The following is an 18997-nucleotide window of genomic DNA, read 5'->3' on the forward strand; positions in this document are numbered from 1 at the left end:
GATTCCATTCCACTAAAGAAATGTTGTATTTACTTCCAATCTTAATGAACATTTCTTTTGCAAAATCAGATAATTCATTGTCAAAAACTTGTATCCGATATTTCACAACCAGTACAAGATGATAATGCATTAAGAATACTGAATGATTATTACTATCTAATTTCATTGTGATATCAATCCTTTGTTACATCTAAGACTGATTATATTATAAGCTTTGGCTAAAGCCAACCGAAATTCATCTCCCACCTACTCATTGGTGCTATTCGCACCTTCACATTCCTTGAGGATAGGAGACTTCTTTCGGAAAGACGTTAAAGAAGGTTGTTTTGCCTTTACTATCATAGCTAGTGGCTAGAAAATTAATCCCTAAATCAATACCAGGAATGCGGCGAATTACCTCGCTTAAATGGTGGGCATACTGCGGCTCAAGCTCAATAGCAGTCGCGAGCACTTCAATATCTAGCAATGACAACTAGCTATCTACAAATGCTAACTCCTTGCCAATTTGTGCAAACACATTGCTGAGCTTACTAATGCGCATTTGCGCCTGCTCATCCGTGCCGTCCACACTTTCGGCTAATTGAGCATACGAATACACCGGCACAAAAGCCTGCTGTAGCTTTTCGTAGTCACGTAGCATAGCAACAACTTGCTCCGCTGTCGAAAACTTATCCAGCCACGTATCTGCAAATTGCTCCACCTGCTGCTCGATGTCATGTAATGCTTGTGTATAGGCTTCTTCTGTTGCAAAAATATGCGCTAAATCCCACGTTTCGTTAATGTTAACGTCGGCACGCTTCGGTAAACTTTGTACCATAGTGTATCACTCCTTGTCTTCTTTCATTATAAGCGAAAAATCACAATAATACGTAAATTTTGTTCACTTTTCGAAAAATTTGCTAAGCTAAGAGAGTACTTGCTTAAGGGGGTTTTTAAGGTTTGATTAAAGAATGGGATTTATTACGTACCATCGCATGTTTAAGTATCGTGACTTTACATGCAACAACTTGGATGATTGCCTATAATGCTTTTTACGCAACAAATGAGGCGCTGCAATTATTACGCATTTTATTATGCTTTGCGACACCAACATTTATTTTATTATCTGTACTAATACTCAGTTACAGCTATCCGACACAATTACCTTCGTACTTTTGGCCAAAACGATGGCGCTTTTTAGTGTTACCTTACGTAGCTTGGGCTGTTATCTACGCAGTTATCGCTGAAACAGTATACCAAAAAGGTTTACTGGGACGTACAATTATTGAAAATTTATTTCGTGGAGAATTTGTCGGCTGGTTTGTTCTGGTGATTTTGCAACTTTATATGCTCTATGAGCTACTAAAAAAGTTTAAGATTACGGATGTAGTATTTTTACCCTTTGCACTTGTAATTTCGTTGTTGCATCACGCGATTGTACAATTACCTTATCCATTTTTCGAGACACATCAATCACAACTTCGCTTATTATTCACGGGTTGGTTAAGTTATTTCGCTATCGCTTATATCACAGGCAAACATTACAAAAAAATAGCAGCTACTTTGTTACATTATCGTTACTATACACTCTTATTAGCAATTGCTAGTGCCATATTCGTCTATATTAATACAAAACTTGGGCAACTTGATATTCATTCGCGCCGCCTTGATTTGATACCATTTGTTTGTAGTATGAGTGCTGTTATTTTAGCGTGGGGGCAAAAATTACCCTACTTTAAAATTGTGCGCTTACTTAGCCGTTACGCCTTTATGATTTATCTCATTCATTGGCAACTTTTGTGGTTAAGTTCTGGCTATATTATGTCAATAGGCTTTTCCTTCAAAGTTAGCTTAGTATTACTTGTCAGCTTTACAGTAACAGGCTGTATAGCAATCGCGTGGCTTATTGGCAAATTACCTTTTGTTGCATATATTGTGGGCGCAGTACACAAGGGAAAAACGCACTAAAACATAAGAAAAAAGTTGAGGCAATTGTAAAAAATCGCTTCAACTTTTGTCGTTTTTTTAACTATCGTTGACGTTTTTGCCAAACCATCGTTACGGCAATAATACTAAGTAAAATCGCTTGGGCTACTACTGTTTCGACTGTTGGGTAAAGCCCAATCACAGGAACCATTGGCACACCGTCCACAATATGCGTAGGCACTTTATTCATTAACTGTAGCGTATGCACGCTCACACCAATAATTTTAAAGGCCAACACATAAATCAATACGGTCGCAATTTTAAAGAATAAATGAATTGGAATTTTAACAGATGTTTTTAAGAACATAAACGCCACAAGTGCTAGCACAACTACCGCAACTAACACACCTAATGCTAGCTCGCCCGCTGTAATGCTTGGCGCAATCCCCATATAAAAAATGACAGTTTCTGCACCTTCGCGGAACACCGACAAGAAACTAATCATAGCCATCGCGACAACAGACCCTGTCGAAATAGCGCGTCCCATTTGACGCTCAATGTAGTCATTCCATGCGTTAGCTGTTGATTTCGTGTGCAGCCAAACCCCCACACCAATCATCATAGCTGCCGCAATTAAACCAACATAGCCTTCAATAATTTCGCGGTTAGCATCCATACTGCTTGCCGAAAACACAAGTGACATCGCAAAAGCCGCTGCTACAGAAAGTACAACACCTGCTAATGCGCCAACATACACCCATTTCTTCAAGTGTTGCTGGTTAGCACGTTGTAAAAATGTCACAAGCGCCATAATAATCAACATGGCCTCTAAACCTTCACGTAGTAAAATAAGTGCCGCATCCCAAAACGTATAGTCGGTTTTTTCGGCAATTAAACTAATAGCTGTCGCAAACTCATCGAGCTGCGCATCAATTGCGTCCGCATCTACATCTTTCTTTGTTAAACCACTTACTACTAGTGGCATGGTACTTTCAATTTTCGTGTAAAGTTTGCCATCACGTGTCGAAATATCCATCTCTACACGCGGCCACACCATAATAAATGCACGGATTTCATCAGCTGCCGCGTTATAATCCTCATCCGCAATTGCGCCTTTAGCTGCCGCGATATGGTCAAGTAAGGTTTGCAGTGAAAACTCGCCTTCTACAACTTCAGCGGTTTCTTTACCTGCTACAAAATCCGTAATGGATTGTTTTAGGGCATCAAAATTAGCTTGGATAGCTGCCATATCAGGCTTGTCCTCACTAATTGCGATGCGGATAAAAGCCATTTGTGTTTCGATTTGCCCATACATCGCAATACTTTGTTCACGCACAGGGCGTTCGTTTTTATTCCAGCTGGCATTAAACGTTTTGTAAGCCGCATCTAGTGCAGCCACATCCTCAGCCGCTACTGCTTGCTCAAATGTCTGCAGTACTGGCTTCATCTTTTGCCCAAACGCCGCGCGCTGTGCCGCTTCATCTACAGGGTTTTCTGCTTTATCTAACGCTACAAGCGCATTGGATAAATCCGTTAATACCGCCAAACGGTCATCATGCGAATCCGCACGTAACGCTAACGCTAGCGCCTCATCCACCGCTTTTTTTTGCGTTGCTTGATCTGAGGTTACACTTTGCCACTCCTCATTAAAACGAACAAGCGTTTTTTGTGCTTCTTCATCTTGTTGTTGCTTTGTTTGCATAAGCGCATCACTTATCGCAATAAAATAATCGCGATATGTGCTCTCTGCTTGCACAGGTAAAGCAATGAGTAAAACCAGTATCATTAGTAAACTACTTAAATAGCGTTTCACCTAAGTAACTCCCCTTTTGTACACCGGGGAAGCAGGCAAATAACGCACTGCCACGATGTGTAATGTACTCATTTAATTTATCTAAACGCCCAAAACTATTTTGCACATCAATAAATTGTTGCGGGTGTTTTTGGAAGGAAATAAATAATAGCCCTGCATCATGCGCACCGGTTTGTGTCATTGTACCTGATGCATACGAGAAGGAGCGGCGTAACATACGCGCTTTTGTTTGACGCGCTAAATGCACATGTGACGTGGCAGGTAGCTCAGCCTCGTCCGTATTATCAAACTCGTCCTTCATCCCCATTGGCGCACCCGTGTCACGGTGGCGGCCGAAAGTATTTTCCTGCTCTTGCAGTGAAGTGCGGTCCCACGTTTCTAAATGCATTTGAATGCGACGCACCGCTAAATACGTGCCGCCCGTAAGCCATGCCTTAGACTCACCAGGTTGTACCCACACGACATGGTCCTCTTTGTCAGGCACGGGATTTTCTGTACCATCTTTAAAGGCAAATAAGTTACGCGGTGTACCCCCGCCAGGCGGAAAGGCGTTAAAACCTGCTTGCGCCCACTTCACTTCTACTTTACCTGTGGCCACACGCACTAAATTACGCACCGCATGAAAAGCAACTTGCGGGTCATCAGCACAAGCTTGAATGCATAAATCACCACCCGTATACGCAGGGTCTAGCTGGTCTTTAGGGAAATGTGGTAAATCCGTAAATTCGCGTGGTTTTTCGGCTGTAAGCCCTACTTTGTCAAATAATGACGGGCCAACGCCAATCGTAATGGTACAATTTTTAGCGTCCAGCCCTTCAGCCTCACCCGTATCATTTGGTGGGATATGTACATTAGTAGACGTCGCGACTTCCTCGCCAGCCATTAATTTTTCAATCATTGGCGTCCATAGCTGCATTAGCTCGCGCATCTCCTTTTTTGTAGTAACGACAACATCAAGTGATGCAAAATAGACGTTGGTTTGCGAAGGTGTGGTAATCCCTGCTTGATGCTTGCCATAAAACGCAATACTGTTTTTTACTGCTTTTGGTGCTGTCAAATCGCTGCCCATTGCCTTCATAACGCCACCAAAGCCGCTTGCGCCAATAATAGCGCCAGCAGCTCCAATGCCCGTCATTTTTAACATGGAACGACGAGATATTTTTTTCTCATGCCATTCAGTCATTTTTTATCACTCCATAATTACGCCCATTTGGCTAAGTGGTTCACCTAATTGGTTCACCGCTACAGCAAGCGCTTTAGTATCCTCATCTGTTAATGCTTCATACGACACATAGCCGTCTTCGCCTTGTTCATATTTCGCAAGTAACGCGTCAAGTGCCGCAAACTTCTCATCTAATGTTTTAACAAGGGCTGCATCTTTTGCTTCGATTTTTTCACGTAAAATCTCAAAGATTTTTTCTGCACCTTCAACGTTTGCCTTAAAGTCATATAAATCGGTGTGTGAGTAGATTTCTTCCTCACCCGTAATTTTTGACGTTGATACTTCGTTTAATAAGTCAACCGCTCCCGTAATCATTAAATCAGGTGTAACTTCTACAGTTTGTACAAGGGCGTGTAACTCTTTCGTATCTGCTACTAGTTGATCTGCAATGGCCTCGTAACCTTTTGTTGTGTTATCCACCCAAAGTGCATACTCTAATTTATGGTAACCTGTCCAGTCTTCTTTACCTAAGCCTTCTTCTTCAATGTCAGCTAAACGTCCATCAATTTTAGGGTCAAGGTCGCCAAAGCTTTCAGCGATTGGCTCAGAGCGCTCAAAATACATACGCACGCGCGGATATAAGTGCTTAGCCTCCTCTATCTTGCCTTCTTTAAACAGCGTCACAAATTTTTCGGTATCTGTTAAAAAAGCATCCATCTGCTCAAGGGCAAATGCTTTATAAGCTTCCATTTCCTTTGTTAAGTCCACAGTATTTTCCGTAGCAACTTCTTCTGTGGCTGCCGTGTTATCTGCTGGCTTAGCATCCTGTGCGCCGCACCCCGCAAGCATTAGCACTCCTACAAGCAATGCTGAAATTAGTGATGGTTTTTTCATCGTGTCATCAAACTCCCTTTTATGTATTACTGGTAATGATAATCGTTTTCAATTGATGGCACAAGTATTTTTTACGAATTAGAGAGAAAAAATGTATAAAAAAGTTGATGATATGCGCTTTAGGGCAAAAAAAAGAGCACCATTATTGGGTGCTCTTTCGCTCAGTTTGCAATTTTCCATTCGATTTGATCAAGGAAGTCAGCTACGTCTTCATTTACTTGATCTCGCTCTTTGCCTAATGTAATAATATGACCTGAATTTTCGTACCAAATGATTTCTTTTTCTTCTGCTTTTACCGTATTTAAAATCATTGGCGCACTTTCTTGATAAAGTTCGTCATCTAACGCACCTTGCATAATTAATGTTGGCGCTTTAATGTTAGCTAATTGCTCACGTGTTTCGATTGTGATTTCCGTTACGCTATCTAATGAATCTTTTGGCGTAATGCGCAGTTCATGCAACTCCGAAATGATTTGGTCTTTAGATTTTTTTTCAAATGATTTATAGAGGCGTGCATAGTGATATAAGCGCGTAAATAATCCTTGTGAATTGTCGCGAGAAATTGGCGCACACATCGATACGACTGCTTTTACTGGGAATGTCTCTGCTACTTTGAGTGAAAATACGCCGCCTAGTGAAATACCAGCAACTGCGATTTCTTTATAACCTTTTTGTTGAAGGAATTGGTACCCCTTCACAACATCTTGCCACCAGTCTTCTGGCGTCGTTTCAAGTAATGCCTCGGGTTCCACGCCATGCCCACTATAAATCGGTGCATGAATGGTATAGCCGCGCTCCGCTAAATGGAAGGCTAATTTTTTAACATCCTTAGTGCTACCTGTAAACCCGTGCAATAATAGTACTGCTTTTGGTCCTTTTTCAATAGTTAGTGATTGTGGTTTGGCAATGTTCATCTATAGTATCCCCTTCTACGGAAATGTATTGTGTATTTTTTGTGTCCTCATCATAGCACCGTTAAATGATAATGTACAATTTATTGTTTTCATCATTTTGATACCTTTTATGCATGAGTCGAATAATGGTATACTAAATCAAAAAGTCATTCGGATTTAGAGGAGGTTTTTATAATGGAATGGCAACAACTGCATTATTTCAGTACATTAGCGAAGATTCAGCATATGACACGCGCTGCGGAAGAGCTTTCAATTTCCCAACCTGCACTGAGTCGCTCCATTGCACGCCTTGAAGAGGAACTTGGGGTACCGCTATTTGATCGCCATGGTAGGGGGATTTATTTAAATCATTTTGGTCAATCTTTTTTAAAACGTGTAACGACGATGCAACTTGAATATGACCGGGCTACACTCGAACTAAAAGAACTCAATAACCCTGATTACGGTATGATTTCCTTAGGTTTTTTACATACGCTCGGTACGAACGTCGTGCCTGACTTATTACGAGCTTTTGGCAAGCGCTTTCCACACGTTCATTTTAACTTAACGCAAAATTACTCGTATGATCAGCTAAAGCTGTTATTAGCAGGCGAGCTCGATGTTTGTTTACTCGCCTCTATCGCTATCGAACCACCTGTAGTTTGGCAAGAATTATGGCGCGACGAACTTTTTATTATGATTCCTAGCGATCATCCTTTAGCAAACCGCGACTATGTTACGCTTCATGACGTGGCAGATGAGCCTTTCATTCATTTAAAAGAAGGGTATGCGTTACGAAAAAATGTTGAGCGCTGCTTCAATGAATGTGCGATTACGCCTCACTGGGCATATGAATTAGACGAAGTATCCACCATTGCAGGTTTCGTTGCAGCAGGACTAGGCGTCTCACTTTTACCACATGATGATAACTATAACCCTGAGCGTGTAGTACTACTACCTGTAAAAGGCACCGTATGCGAGCGAATTATCGGTATGGCTTGGTTAAATCATAAGACCGCATTACCTGCCGCTACAGAATTTAAAAAGTTTGCCATGCATTATTTTCAATAATTTTTTGTCACTTCCTTTTCATTTTAGCCATTTAACGCTATTATAGTACGGTATGTTTGAAATTAAGGAAGTGTTAATATTGGTAAAACGAAACAATCCTTGCCCATGTGGAAGTGGCAAGAAATACAAAAAGTGCTGTGAGCACAAAACAGCGGTAAAAGTAGAAGATATGTTCTTTGAAGAACTTGACCGCACATTGCAACTATTTTTTGACGATTACCCAACACGTGCAGAAATGTCTGCCTATAATGAAGTGACTAATGAATGGCTACAAGCATTACCATCATTGCATCCACAACTTGTCCAAGCCATTGCGTTAGAACATTTCTTCTTTATGCAAAAGCCAGCGATGTGGCAAAGCTATATGAAAAAAGTAAGCAAACAAACCCTGCGCCCTGTTTCACAACAAGTGTATGCCTCTTGGGTTTGTCCTCGCTTGTTTTATGGTGAAATTATCGATGTTAGTTCACCGCTATATATTAAAGTACGACACACACGTACAGGAGAAGAGATCTTCTTACGTCGCGAAACAGAACGCGTTATTCCTGAAGGTATGATGACTTATACGTATATCTTGCCAGACGGCACATTAGAAGAAAATCACTACTTAGCAACATCAATTTTTATCTTCTTTGCGCCAACACATAAAAAAGCTTTCGCGCAATTTACAGCTGATGATACAGAGCAACTCAAACTTTGGCAGTTACTCGTAGCAAACGGCTATAATGGTGAGGAGTTTACAACATTTGAAACGAATGTATTAAAGCATGCGGAAGATTTTTTAACTAAACATGAACGCAATTTTGATGAACTGCGTATTGTGTTAGAAGATTATTTAGTTGAAGAACGCCCTGGTGCTCGTAAAGAAGCCGCAATTGCAGCTGGAGCAGTACGTTATGCTAATGAAAATGGCCTCATTGAGCCGCTTCAAATGACAATTAAAGAGATGGCAGAACAGTTCGGCGTATCTGCTTCTTCACTAACAAAATACTATCAAGATATTACAACTTACCGCAGCTAATGCCACCCCTCACTTGTTTACAGGTGAGGGTTTTTATTAGCGCCTTGACAAAGGGCTCATATTGCCGAGCAGGCATGCTGTTCAAGTTTTCATTTGCAACGAGCTTTTAGCTTACTGACAAGTATCGTAGCGAGTATATTTGACACAGCCATCTAAACGGAAAACTCAAGCGTTTAAGCAACAACATAAGCGTTTACCTGGCACTCTACAACCCACGCGCAGTTTATGTCGAAATAAAAGCGACGTTTACAGTCAACAGCTACCAGCAATACCCCCTAAAATTTAGGGAGTTACGCCGTTATTATGTGGCATACTACTAGCTCAAGCTAGTGGCATGACCTAGAGTGTAGCAACTTTACGCCTTTACCATACGTGTTTGAGGCCATTAGCGCAGTGCCGCGTGCCATAACAGCCGCTTAGGAGTGTATTTACAGAGAGGGGGGCTACCACAAAGTAATTACAAGCTCGCTAATACGGCTGAAGTTGAACGCTACACCGGCGACCAAACCTCAGCAACAGGCGATTCAGAGATCTGTCTTTTATTTTCAATCCACAAAAAAACGCCTCGCGTTTACGCGATAATTATTTTTTTAGTCTTTTTAATCTTAAATTATTGTTTAGGTCATTTTGATCACCTCGTATGCGTCATTATGAGCGATTCCTGCTACCTATTTGAACTGTTCAATTTGTTTCTCTCTTTTACACCTCTGGCTTATAGTAGCCCGTTTCTCCCTTCTTACTTAACAATACGTAGGATAACGTAAAAAAGCGACAAGCAACTTACATGAATATTTTTTCGTCTTTAGGGTATAGATAAAAAGTCGGAGGGATTTGAATGAAAAAGCTCGCAAGTTACCGCATTTTTATTATCGTTACTATGTCGATGAAATTTTTTCTACAAGTTTACTTTTTTAAACGACGCCACCGTGGCGATACAAGCGCCAAAACAGCGATGAAATGGGAGCGTCTCGTAACTAAACAAGCGAAAGAATATAATAAAAAAGCACTAGCACTTGGTGGTTTGATGATTAAAGTCGGACAATTTTTAGCATCACGTGCTGATATTATGCCGCCAAGTTTTTTAGCCGAACTTGAAGGCTTAACCGATAGAGTGCCACCTGTTAAACCAAAGGATGCCATGGCAGTACTTGAAGAAGACTGGGGACGTGAAGTTACAGAGGTGCTCGACTGGATTTCACCTGAGGCAGTAGCTTCTGCTTCGATTGGCGAAGTGTATAAAGGCATATTACCTACAGGCGAAGCGGTGGCCATCAAAATTCAGCGCCCTAATATCGCACGCATTATTGCGATCGATTTTAAAGCGGTACGCATCGTCATTTGGCTCGCTAAAAAATTCACGAGCTTTACAAAACAACTAGACTTTGATTTATTATATCGTGAGATGCAAGAAGTATTATTACCAGAACTTCACTTTTTACAAGAGATGCAAAACGGAAAAAACTTTCAAGCTCGCTTCCCTAATACACGTATTCCTCGCTACTTTGAAGCGTATTCAACGGACCGTGTCCTCGTTATGGAATGGGTAGAGAGCAGTCGTATTTCTAATACCGCATTTTTAGATGAACACGGTATTAATCGCCAGCAGCTTACAGAACAGCTCGTCACTTTATTTTTGCAACAAGTACTCGTTGGCGGTCAATTTCATGCGGACCCTCACCCTGGTAATATTTTAGTAGAACCTGATGGTACACTTGTACTCATTGATTTCGGCATGGTAGGTACTGTTACCGATCAAGATGCTACCTCTATCGCCAAACTCGCAAGCGGTATTTTATTTACCAATTACGATTTAGTCATTGATGCGCTTGAAGAAATGGGCTTTTTGTTGCCAAATGCTGATAAAGAGGTACTTGCTCAAGCAATTGAAAAAGTCGTAAGCGCTTACCAATCTAATGAGCTAATGCAAATTAATGGAGCGGTCGTTGAAGAGTTGATGGAAGATTTACAAGTTATCGTGCGCACACAGCCCGTACAATTACCTGCACGCTTTGCATTTTTAGGTCGTGCTATTTCAACACTCGCTGGCGTTTTATATATCGTTGATCCAAATGTTGATTTAATGGAAATCGCAAAGCCGCAAATTAAAGAATGGGTCAAAGAAGAAGCAACTCAGCGAGACACTTTAAAAAATATTGGCCAACAAGCACTAGAAGAGTTGCGTTTACTCCAGCGCTTACCCCGCAAACTAGAAAAATGGTTAGAAGAACCTGAAAAATGGCGTCTAGCATTGCAGCAACAATCAACACCTACTTCTCCAAGTGGACGTATACTCGCTACAAGCTTTGCTAGCATTAGCTTAGTTGCGTTGTATATGGGGATTTTTACAGGCCATGAACGTTTACTGTATACAAGTGCCCCTGTCCTTCTTATTAGTGCCTTTTTCGCCTTAAAAAAACAAAAAATGTAAAGCGATTACTTTTTTCGCTTTACATTTTTCTTTTTTGGTACGTCTACTACTTGCGGTGCTACACTATGCGATACATAAGCATCGGACGGCTTAGGGGCCTCATCTACCCTATACTCATCAAATTGCGGCCTTGTTATAGGCTGCGTTGTTTGCTTAGACATATTCCCCACTCCTCTACTGAATTATACTAGCGTTTTAGCGCATCATTCGCCAGTGCTGTCATTGCTTGTAAGTTTTCTTGCACTGTCTCTTTTGTTGTAGTTACTTTTTTTTGCCACTGCGGTAATTTTCCGAGCGCTTGGTTGGCAAGGCGAGCTCGCTCATAATGCAAGGCTTGGGCAATCAATTGTTTAAAAATAGGCACGGTATAAATGAGGCCATTATCAAGTCGTGCCAGCATTTTATCGTTATTTTCCGATAAAATGTACAACTGGACAGCAAGCTGTGTACTTACCGAACGAGCCATCATAAAATCAGTGCGGCGTATGCTCATCATCTCGCGAGTTGCTTCTAATGTAGCACGTGCAAAATCATCTTTAGCATAGACAAGTTGGCGTTCAATCTCTAGCTCTCGTTCTGCAAATGCCTGCTCATGTTGTGCTAAAAAACGATAGTAGGATAAGTTTTCATCAAATAAACGTTGTAAATCCTCATTATTTTTCGTTAAGCTACGTTTATATTGTGTCATCGTAATAAAGGCTTGCTCAAGTTGTGCACCTAGACCTTCATACTTTGTTAACACATTGACCACCGCTTCTTTTTTACTAAACATGCGTTGTATAAAACTGGGCGCAGTAGCCGGCTTGTCCTCAAAGTCACTCGGATCAAGCCCTTCCATCACCTGTCCCATTTGGTTAGTTACAGCTGTTAAGCCGTCGATTTTTTCGGTCAGTAGCCCTTTCATCGTGCGATTGATAAAATCATTAATCGCTTCCATTTGTGTCTTACCAACCGTCACTACCTCAGCTGCTGTCAGCTTTACAAGGCTTTGTTTAATCGGTGCCAATGCTTTTACCGATAAATCCACTTGCGCTTGTAAAACTTGTGCCATATCCTCCATCTAATCCCTCCTACGCCCTAAAAAACTTTTCAACACATCAGTAAGGCTCGATTTTGTTTGAGGCGAACGGTAATGATAGCTAAAACGCATATCGTCAAGTAAATGATGATCAAACTGCGCTTTGTCAATATAGCGTTCGATATCATTTAAGCCAGCAGGATTATAGATAATAATATCAAGACCTAACTCATTAATTAATAGGAGTGTTGCCGCATCTGCACGACTTAATTCACCATTGAGTTCATTATTATATACCATAATTTTAGGCACATCTTGCGTATAGTCATAGCGCTGCAGCAATGCTCCTACGGTTTGTGGCAATTGCATCGCTTGACTAAACGTATACAAACGTAACGCTTCTTCCGACTCTCCAGCTTGACGTTTAAGACGAGGCGCTTCGCACAATCGAATCATTGCTACTGCAATTGAGCGTTGGACGCCGTCATTAAGATGACCATGTTGCCACCAATTACTCGCTAGCATTTTATCTAACGCCAATTTACCGTCTTTACCTAGCGCTTGCGTATAATGATATTGGTTATTCGCTCGGTTTTCCTCTTGAAATGGAAGCTGCTCAATTAGTAAGGTATGTGGCAAGCCTACAAAACGATGGATTTGCGCCCAGTAAATCTCCTCATCTGCAGTCACACCAGAAATTTTAGTAAAGAGTACAGGAATCTTTACCTCACCTTGTTTAACTTCAAAGCCTGGCCGCACAATGCTACGTTCTTCGCCTAACATCGCAATTTCATTATACGTTGTACGCAGTGTAATACCGTGTACGCTATGTTCACGCAAAGCCCACGGCGCTAAGTAGCCATCTTCTCCACTAAGCATCGTAGTAATTTCACGTTGCGCTCCGTAGGCTACAGTTGTTTGCTGCTTAGGTGGCTCTGTCGGAAATTGTGCCGCTGGCTGTTGCACAGGATAGGTAATACTTTGCATCGTAGGCACTAAAACATCTGCCCCTGCTGGCGTCACTACTGCCACATCAAAACCGCAATTGATACAATAACGCAAAAAATAACGTTGGCTTGTGGTTAAATCACCAAACCAAACGATACTTGGGATTGCTGTTACCATATCAAATTGCTTCAACCATGGGTCAATATGATTCCACATCCATTTAATTAAATCGAGCAATAAACGCCTAAAGTCAGGATGCGTATAACGTGCGCCTTTGTCTTGTTCAAATTGCTGTAAAATCGTAATAAATTGCAAACGAACTTCACGCTGCCATTCATTTTGATAACGTGGTAGTAAATGCTCCGCATCCAAAAAAGCAACGAAGCGGTTAAGGCTAAGATCAGGTTGTTTTTGCACGAGTTCATACATTTTTTGCAATGCTTGAAACCGTTTAGGTGGAATGGTTTTATCTAATGTTTCGGATAAAATCGTTACTGTATTGTCGCATGATAATTGATATAGCTCTTGGTAGTAGGCAGTTTCATCATAAGGCATGCCTTGTACATTAACCACAACTTGTGGATACTGTACACGCTCCTCAGTATGTATATAGTCAGGACGACTGCTAATGGGCTGTGTTAAGCGAAAAGCCCAGTCCACCTCGTTGACCTTTAATACTTGAAAGTGTCGTAGCATAAAGGACGACCTCCTTGCAATTACTTTCCTTTAATCATAGCATTTTCACATTGAAAAAACCTTCCAAATACACTGAAGCCTTTGTAAGCTAGTAATAACAAAAACTTTTTGACTCTCGCCAACCGCCGTTCATCTCATTAGTATCGTGGGCTTTTCCCTACACACGATACAGTGGAGCCTTCTGGCGGAGAAGATGACAAAATAACACCTGCGTAACTTTTTATAATTGCAATCAAAAAATCCCTTCACAGCCTAGGCTGTGAAGGGATAGTTTAATTTAAGAGCTAGAAATAACCGTTACAACACCTTGTGGATGGTGTGCACAAGAGAGGACTTGTCCTTCTCGACTATTTAGTAGCGGTAATGCCGTAATGTAGTCCACTAGCTGTTGATGTCCATTGCCTCGTGGATGCCAATTCATATGATTGTCATTAAGCTCCGCTACTTTGTTCGTAAAACGGGCTAGCTCTTGTTCTGCATATTGTTTCATATAAAACTGCGTATAAAAATCTGCTGTTTTACGTGTCATATTGTCTGCGAGTGCATGAATATAAGCTTCGTAAAAGCACACGACCATTGCTGCGAGACAATCATTGACACGCGCTGCGCTTAAAATAGGATTAGCTTCACGCGTTAAACGTTCGATATTAGGTTTTGAACGTGTAGAATCAATGCGCGTTAGTAAATGATAGGGCTCGCCGTTTACTAAATAAACAATAGGATTTGTTGGCATATACATCGTAAAGCCATTTTTACGCGTTTGCAATTGGGTAGCATCTGCTTCACGCGCTAATAAATAGCCACTTCGTCCTGTATCATCCATAATCCATACAACACGTGGATTATGCAACACCTGTTCAAAAAGCACACGTTCTGCAAGCAATCCACTCGCAATCATCATATCGACAACCTGCTCTACGGTTTGACGTGTCTTCTTGCCTTTACTTCTTTCTTCATGCGGTAATTTTTCTATTTTGATTGTGTGTGTTGCCAATAACGGCAGTGCACTACGCTGTTGTAACAAGCGATCTTCATTAATAGCCATTCATCGTCATCTCCTTTTTTATACAAAAAAACACCTTCCCCTCGGAAGATGTTAAAAGCATGTTAGTCATCGTGCGAATGAACGGGTGGACCTAATTGCCACCTGATTTGTTTCATTCGAATGACGCTAACGATGAATGTTCGTTTAGTTGTCGTCATTATGAACACCTCCTATCCTCGTAGGTTTTTGCGGTACTCGACGAAGGCAGGTCTCCTGGCTCAAGTTCATCGTCTGTGCTGGCCTTCCCATTCATTGAACAGTGGCTTACTCGCACGACTCCCTTTTACAGTTGCGGGACAGCTACGGAATTTCACCGTATTCCCTTTTAAATAAATGTACAGCTGACATTTATACCTTCATCGCTTGCGATATTTAATTATTCGCTAAACTAAAAGTTAAGAGACGACAATTCGATGTGTCTCAAAACTAGGTTATACCCGTTATTAATTGTATCGTTATGTCACAATATTGTCAAATTACAGACTTCCGTATAAATTGGTGAGACAACACGCTCCATTACTTAGAGCAAAACTGACTTAAGAAATAGATTGAATCAAACCTTCTATTTTAAGCTCGTATAAGACGGGCAACATATCGCTATTATCAAACACGAGTTGCGTATAATCACTTTCATCCCACGCCACTTTAAGCCCTTCTACTTCTTTCACATAAGCATCCCAGTTTGCTAGTTTCCATTTATCACGTTGTTCATTACGTTTGATTAAGCGTGTCAACAACGTCTTACTATCTACACGAACCTTTACTACAATAATATTAGCTTGTTCGCGTAAACGTGACATTTGTGCATTACTGTGCAAATAATCTGCATCAATAATTTCTTGCTCAAACCCAGCAGTCAACACTACAGAGTTACCTAACTTAATATTGTCTTCTACAATAGCTAGGATAGTTTGATATTCTAATGGGCGTACTTCATTTTTATAAAACGCTGATTCTCGGTCATGACTATCGTTCGTTGGTGAGCAGGCAGCCAAATAACGTTCAACTAAAGGCGAAGTAGCGGTATCTTTATCGATATAGCCATAGCCTTTCTTTTTTGCAATCATTTTACCAATAAAACTCTTTCCTACACCTGTCGCACCGACCATTAGCACAATGTTTGGTTTACTCATATTACTATCTCCTTACAAATAAGTAATTATAACTAGTGAACTACTCGCCACTTAGCTAAACCTAACGGTTCTTAACGCTTGAAGTGGGAGCTTCTTGGGAATAGAGCATACTTGATAGCGTATTTCCTTACTAACAGCGGTGTCCCTTGTTTACCAAGCTATCCCCGTAGTTCCTACGGTTTTTGATTTTATCTAAGATAACGATTTTATTCTTAGACCTTCGGTCAATATATTGATACTAGCGTTGATATCTCTATCATGATGAGTATGACAAATAGGACAAGCCCATTCTCGAATTTTGAGTGACTTCTTGCCATCTTTATGTCCACAATCTGAACAAATTTGACTTGATGGAAACCATTTGTCTATCTTAATGATTTCACAACCGTACCAGTCAGCTTTGTACTGTGATTTAGTCACAAAACTAGACCACGATACATCAGAAATACTTTTTGCTAGTTTATGATTACGCAACATGCCTTTTGTGTTTAAGTCTTCAATACAGATAATATCGTGATTTTTGATAAGCTCTGTACTCAACTTATTCAGAAAATCAGTACGTTGATTCACTACTTTTTCGTGCAAACGAGCAATTTTACGTTTTTGTTTTTGGTAGTTTTTAACTTCAAACAGGGGATGGCAACTTCTGCCTAAACTAAGTTAAATAATTCTAAAATCATGACAATATTCTTATTTTACACGATTTTTCAATTGTTGCCACATTAATTAACAAAAAAATTTTATCCGAACATTTTAATAGTTTTCAGCTTGTAATATTCGTGTTAAAATGAATTGTAATTATGAAATTGGAGGGTTCTCACGTGGAATTAGTGTATAAAGGTAAAACAAAAGACGTTTACAAATTAGAAGACGGTTTTTATTCGCTACAATTTAAAGATGATGTGACAGGAACTGACGGCGTATTTGATCCAGGTGCTAACACAGTTGGTTTATCAATTGAAGGTGCAGGGTTAGCTTGCTTACGCATGACGTCATACTTTTACAGCAAATTAAATGAACAAGGTGTACCTACGCACTTCGTAGCTGCCAATGTACTTGAAAAAACTATGAAAGTACGCAAAGCTACGGTATTTGGCAATGGACTTGAGGTCATCTGTCGTTTTAAAGCCGTGGGTAGCTTTCTACGTCGCTACGGTGCTTATGCTACAGAAGGTCAAGACTTACCTGCCTTCGTAGAAGTAACATTGAAAGATGACGAGCGTAATGATCCACCGATTTCGGAGGACGGTCTGGCAATGCTTGGTATTTTGACGCATGAAGAATATGCTGTTTTAAAACAACGTACCATTGAAATTTCGCAATTTGTCCAAGCTGAACTAGCTAAAAAAGGACTTGAATTATATGATATTAAATTAGAATTTGGTCGTGATGCCAAAACAAATGAAATCATTTTAATCGATGAAATTTCTGGCGGTAATATGCGTGCTTATAAAGATGGGCAATATATTGAGCCACTAAAATTAGAGCAAATTTTACTCGCTGACTAAAAAAAGGAGCCTCACTTAAGGGGCTCCTTTTTAGTCGCGCGCTACCGCTTGACGCCACAACAATACAATCGGAATAAATAAAATCATGGCTGTCGTTAAAACAGCTGTTCGAAACGCTGTACGTGTTACCATACGAAACGCCCCCTTTCTATTCATCATACTAAAAAAGCATCACTTCGCAAAGGAAGTGATGCTCATTATTTACTTTGTCGTCTGCTTTACAATCTCGACAAGATATTCACCTAGTTTTTCAAGCTGTGCTACTGGGATGCGCTCATTTGTTGTATGAATGAACTCATAACCTACAGCTAAGTTAACCGTTGGGATACCAAAGCCTGCAATAATATTGGCATCACTACCACCGCCTGAAATCTCAAGGCGTGGTGTTAAGCCAAGGCTTGTTGCCGCAGCTTGTGCAACTTGTACCACTTTATCTTCTTCCGTTACACGGAAACCAGGGTACATGTATTTTACTTCAACTTCAGCGCGCGCGCCGTTTTCAAGTGCGACACGCTCATACGTTTCTTTCATGTGAGCTACTTGGATTTCAAGCTTAGCTTCATCAATTGAACGTGCCTCTGCTAAAATATTAACCTCATCACACACAATATTTGTTGCCTGCCCGCCTTCAAAGCGACCAATATTAGCTGTTGTCTCCTCATCAAGACGACCTAGCTTCATGTTAGCGATACAACGCGCCGCAACTGTAATCGCTGATACACCTTGCTCAGGCGCAACACCTGCGTGTGCTGTTTTACCGATAATTTTCGTTTGTAGTTTCGCTTGGAATGGCGCTGCTACTACGATGCCGCCCACATCACCCGTACTATCTACCGCAAAGCCATAAGCTGCTGTAATTATGTTAGGGTCAAGCTCCTTAGCGCCTACTAAGCCGCTCTCCTCACCTGCCGTAATAATAAATTGAATATCACCATGCGCGATATTTTCTTCTTTAAGACGGCGAGCCATTTCAAATAATGCCGCAATCCCCGCTTTATCATCCGCACCTAAAATCGTTGTGCCGTCCGATACAATATAGCCATCCGCTGTAATGCTTGGCTTAATATTATTACCTGGTACAACCGTATCCATATGCGTTGTAAAATAAATTGCAGGTACATCTACTGTACCTTTTAGCGTTGCAATAATATTACCTGCGCCGTGACCATTGCGTGTATGTGCATCATCTTGCACTACCTCAAAGCCCATAGCTGTTAGTTTTTCGACAAGTACAGGTGCAATTAGCTCCTCATGCTTTGTTTCAGAGTTAACCTGTACGAGCTCCATAAATTCTTTTACAATACGACTTGTCATAAAAAATTGCCTTCTTTCTCTTTTAACGACTTTCCGAAAGAAGTCTCCCAACCTCAAGGAGTGTGAAGGTGCGAATAGCACCAATGAGTAGGTGGGAGATGAATTTCGGTTGGCTTTAGCCAAAGAATTTGGTAAAATATAGACATAA

At 40.8% G+C, this 18997-nt stretch carries 18 protein-coding genes, 1 pseudogene and 1 riboswitch; of the genes and pseudogenes, 5 read left to right on the plus strand and 14 right to left on the minus strand.

Annotated features, from left to right (window positions below; all coding sequences use genetic code 11):
* The 3 genes from DDE80_RS11110 to DDE80_RS11120 all read right to left on the minus strand — a co-directional run.
* A partial coding sequence (locus tag DDE80_RS11110) for a transposase (protein ID WP_201261524.1) occupies nucleotides 1-166 on the minus strand: 166 nt, incomplete at its 3' end.
* Between the two features lie 105 nt (nucleotides 167-271).
* Complete coding sequence (locus DDE80_RS15315; protein ID WP_153060898.1) at nucleotides 272-472, minus strand: hypothetical protein; 201 nt, start codon at nucleotides 470-472, stop codon at nucleotides 272-274.
* Nucleotides 473-817, minus strand: a complete 345-nt coding sequence (locus tag DDE80_RS11120; RefSeq protein WP_108307772.1) for a hypothetical protein — start codon at nucleotides 815-817, stop codon at nucleotides 473-475.
* Nucleotides 818-939: 122 nt separating this feature from the next.
* Here DDE80_RS11120 and DDE80_RS11125 point away from each other — a divergent pair, with 122 nt between their 5' ends.
* Nucleotides 940-1947 carry an acyltransferase family protein gene (locus DDE80_RS11125; protein ID WP_108307774.1) on the plus strand — a complete coding sequence of 336 codons (1008 nt, stop codon included), beginning with the start codon at nucleotides 940-942 and terminating at the stop codon, nucleotides 1945-1947.
* Nucleotides 1948-2008: 61 nt separating this feature from the next.
* On the opposite strand, the gene DDE80_RS11130 is transcribed toward DDE80_RS11125, so the two are convergent.
* From DDE80_RS11130 to DDE80_RS11145, 4 genes are all read right to left on the minus strand, one after another.
* The gene (locus DDE80_RS11130; RefSeq protein WP_108307775.1) at nucleotides 2009-3718 is read right to left on the minus strand and encodes an FTR1 family iron permease; all 1710 of its coding nucleotides are present in this window, start codon (nucleotides 3716-3718) and stop codon (nucleotides 2009-2011) included.
* On the minus strand, nucleotides 3699-4901 hold the full coding sequence (gene efeB / locus DDE80_RS11135) for an iron uptake transporter deferrochelatase/peroxidase subunit (protein WP_108307777.1): 1203 nt from the start codon (nucleotides 4899-4901) through the stop codon (nucleotides 3699-3701). The genes DDE80_RS11130 and efeB overlap by 20 nt, the downstream gene beginning before the upstream one ends.
* Nucleotides 4902-4907: 6 nt before the next feature.
* Nucleotides 4908-5774, minus strand: a complete 867-nt coding sequence (gene efeO / locus DDE80_RS11140) for an iron uptake system protein EfeO (RefSeq protein ID WP_108307779.1) — start codon at nucleotides 5772-5774, stop codon at nucleotides 4908-4910.
* 161 nt (nucleotides 5775-5935) lie between these two features.
* Nucleotides 5936-6688, minus strand: a complete 753-nt coding sequence (locus DDE80_RS11145; RefSeq protein ID WP_108307781.1) for an alpha/beta hydrolase — start codon at nucleotides 6686-6688, stop codon at nucleotides 5936-5938.
* A gap of 174 nt (nucleotides 6689-6862) precedes the next feature.
* On the opposite strand from DDE80_RS11145, the gene DDE80_RS11150 reads away from it, so the two are divergent.
* The 3 genes from DDE80_RS11150 to DDE80_RS11160 all read left to right on the plus strand — a co-directional run bounded on the left by DDE80_RS11150 (nucleotide 6863) and on the right by DDE80_RS11160 (nucleotide 11187).
* Nucleotides 6863-7738: a LysR family transcriptional regulator gene (locus DDE80_RS11150; RefSeq protein ID WP_108307783.1), complete on the plus strand. Its 876-nt coding sequence runs from the start codon at nucleotides 6863-6865 to the stop codon at nucleotides 7736-7738.
* A gap of 79 nt (nucleotides 7739-7817) precedes the next feature.
* Nucleotides 7818-8759 carry an SEC-C domain-containing protein gene (locus DDE80_RS11155; protein ID WP_108307784.1) on the plus strand — a complete coding sequence of 314 codons (942 nt, stop codon included), beginning with the start codon at nucleotides 7818-7820 and terminating at the stop codon, nucleotides 8757-8759.
* 835 nt (nucleotides 8760-9594) lie between these two features.
* Entirely contained in the window at nucleotides 9595-11187 is a 1593-nt protein-coding gene (locus DDE80_RS11160) for an ABC1 kinase family protein (protein WP_108307786.1), read from the plus strand.
* A 5-nt stretch (nucleotides 11188-11192) separates the two neighbouring features.
* Here the strand turns inward: DDE80_RS11160 and DDE80_RS15155 are convergent, their stop codons facing one another.
* The 6 genes and pseudogenes from DDE80_RS15155 to DDE80_RS11185 form a co-directional block, all read right to left on the minus strand.
* Nucleotides 11193-11348 (minus strand): hypothetical protein, encoded by a 156-nt coding sequence (locus tag DDE80_RS15155; protein WP_161952321.1) that lies wholly within the window; start codon nucleotides 11346-11348, stop codon nucleotides 11193-11195.
* Nucleotides 11349-11374: 26 nt separating this feature from the next.
* Complete coding sequence (locus tag DDE80_RS11165) at nucleotides 11375-12247, minus strand: toxic anion resistance protein (protein WP_108307788.1); 873 nt, start codon at nucleotides 12245-12247, stop codon at nucleotides 11375-11377.
* A complete protein-coding gene (locus DDE80_RS11170; protein ID WP_108307790.1) occupies nucleotides 12248-13849 on the minus strand; it encodes a YceG family protein in 1602 nt (533 codons plus the stop codon).
* Nucleotides 13850-14126: 277 nt separating this feature from the next.
* Nucleotides 14127-14894 carry a hypothetical protein gene (locus DDE80_RS11175; RefSeq protein WP_108307791.1) on the minus strand — a complete coding sequence of 256 codons (768 nt, stop codon included), beginning with the start codon at nucleotides 14892-14894 and terminating at the stop codon, nucleotides 14127-14129.
* Nucleotides 14895-15080: 186 nt separating this feature from the next.
* A riboswitch (cobalamin riboswitch) is annotated at nucleotides 15081-15267 on the minus strand.
* 163 nt (nucleotides 15268-15430) lie between these two features.
* Nucleotides 15431-16027, minus strand: a complete 597-nt coding sequence (locus DDE80_RS11180) for a P-loop nucleotide/nucleoside kinase family protein (RefSeq protein ID WP_108307792.1) — start codon at nucleotides 16025-16027, stop codon at nucleotides 15431-15433.
* Nucleotides 16028-16219: 192 nt separating this feature from the next.
* Nucleotides 16220-16660, minus strand: a pseudogene (locus DDE80_RS11185) (RNA-guided endonuclease TnpB family protein); the annotation flags it as partial.
* Between the two features lie 188 nt (nucleotides 16661-16848).
* Between DDE80_RS11185 and DDE80_RS11190 the strand changes: the two are divergent.
* Nucleotides 16849-17535, plus strand: a complete 687-nt coding sequence (locus DDE80_RS11190; protein ID WP_108307794.1) for a phosphoribosylaminoimidazolesuccinocarboxamide synthase — start codon at nucleotides 16849-16851, stop codon at nucleotides 17533-17535.
* A 201-nt stretch (nucleotides 17536-17736) separates the two neighbouring features.
* On the opposite strand, the gene DDE80_RS11195 is transcribed toward DDE80_RS11190, so the two are convergent.
* Nucleotides 17737-18849, minus strand: a complete 1113-nt coding sequence (locus DDE80_RS11195; protein ID WP_108307796.1) for a M20/M25/M40 family metallo-hydrolase — start codon at nucleotides 18847-18849, stop codon at nucleotides 17737-17739.
* Nucleotides 18850-18997 lie beyond the last annotated feature (148 nt).

Origin of the sequence: Metalysinibacillus jejuensis (assembly GCF_003057615.1) — a bacterium.
Lineage (GTDB): Bacteria > Bacillota > Bacilli > Bacillales_A > Planococcaceae > Metalysinibacillus > Metalysinibacillus jejuensis.

Bases quoted from the DNA above. Each gene is read 5' to 3' on its own strand.
- DDE80_RS11165 (WP_108307788.1), bottom strand. From the start codon at position 12,247: ATGGAGGATATGGCACAAGTTTTACAAGCGCAAGTGGATTTATCGGTA.
- DDE80_RS11175 (WP_108307791.1), bottom strand. From the start codon at position 14,894: ATGGCTATTAATGAAGATCGCTTGTTACAACAGCGTAGTGCACTGCCG.
- DDE80_RS15155 (WP_161952321.1), bottom strand. From the start codon at position 11,348: ATGTCTAAGCAAACAACGCAGCCTATAACAAGGCCGCAATTTGATGAG.
- DDE80_RS11160 (WP_108307786.1), top strand. From the start codon at position 9,595: ATGAAAAAGCTCGCAAGTTACCGCATTTTTATTATCGTTACTATGTCG.
- DDE80_RS11195 (WP_108307796.1), bottom strand. From the start codon at position 18,849: ATGACAAGTCGTATTGTAAAAGAATTTATGGAGCTCGTACAGGTTAAC.
- efeO (WP_108307779.1), bottom strand. From the start codon at position 5,774: ATGAAAAAACCATCACTAATTTCAGCATTGCTTGTAGGAGTGCTAATG.
- DDE80_RS11120 (WP_108307772.1), bottom strand. From the start codon at position 817: ATGGTACAAAGTTTACCGAAGCGTGCCGACGTTAACATTAACGAAACG.
- DDE80_RS11150 (WP_108307783.1), top strand. From the start codon at position 6,863: ATGGAATGGCAACAACTGCATTATTTCAGTACATTAGCGAAGATTCAG.
- DDE80_RS11170 (WP_108307790.1), bottom strand. From the start codon at position 13,849: ATGCTACGACACTTTCAAGTATTAAAGGTCAACGAGGTGGACTGGGCT.
- DDE80_RS11180 (WP_108307792.1), bottom strand. From the start codon at position 16,027: ATGAGTAAACCAAACATTGTGCTAATGGTCGGTGCGACAGGTGTAGGA.
- DDE80_RS11145 (WP_108307781.1), bottom strand. From the start codon at position 6,688: ATGAACATTGCCAAACCACAATCACTAACTATTGAAAAAGGACCAAAA.
- efeB (WP_108307777.1), bottom strand. From the start codon at position 4,901: ATGACTGAATGGCATGAGAAAAAAATATCTCGTCGTTCCATGTTAAAA.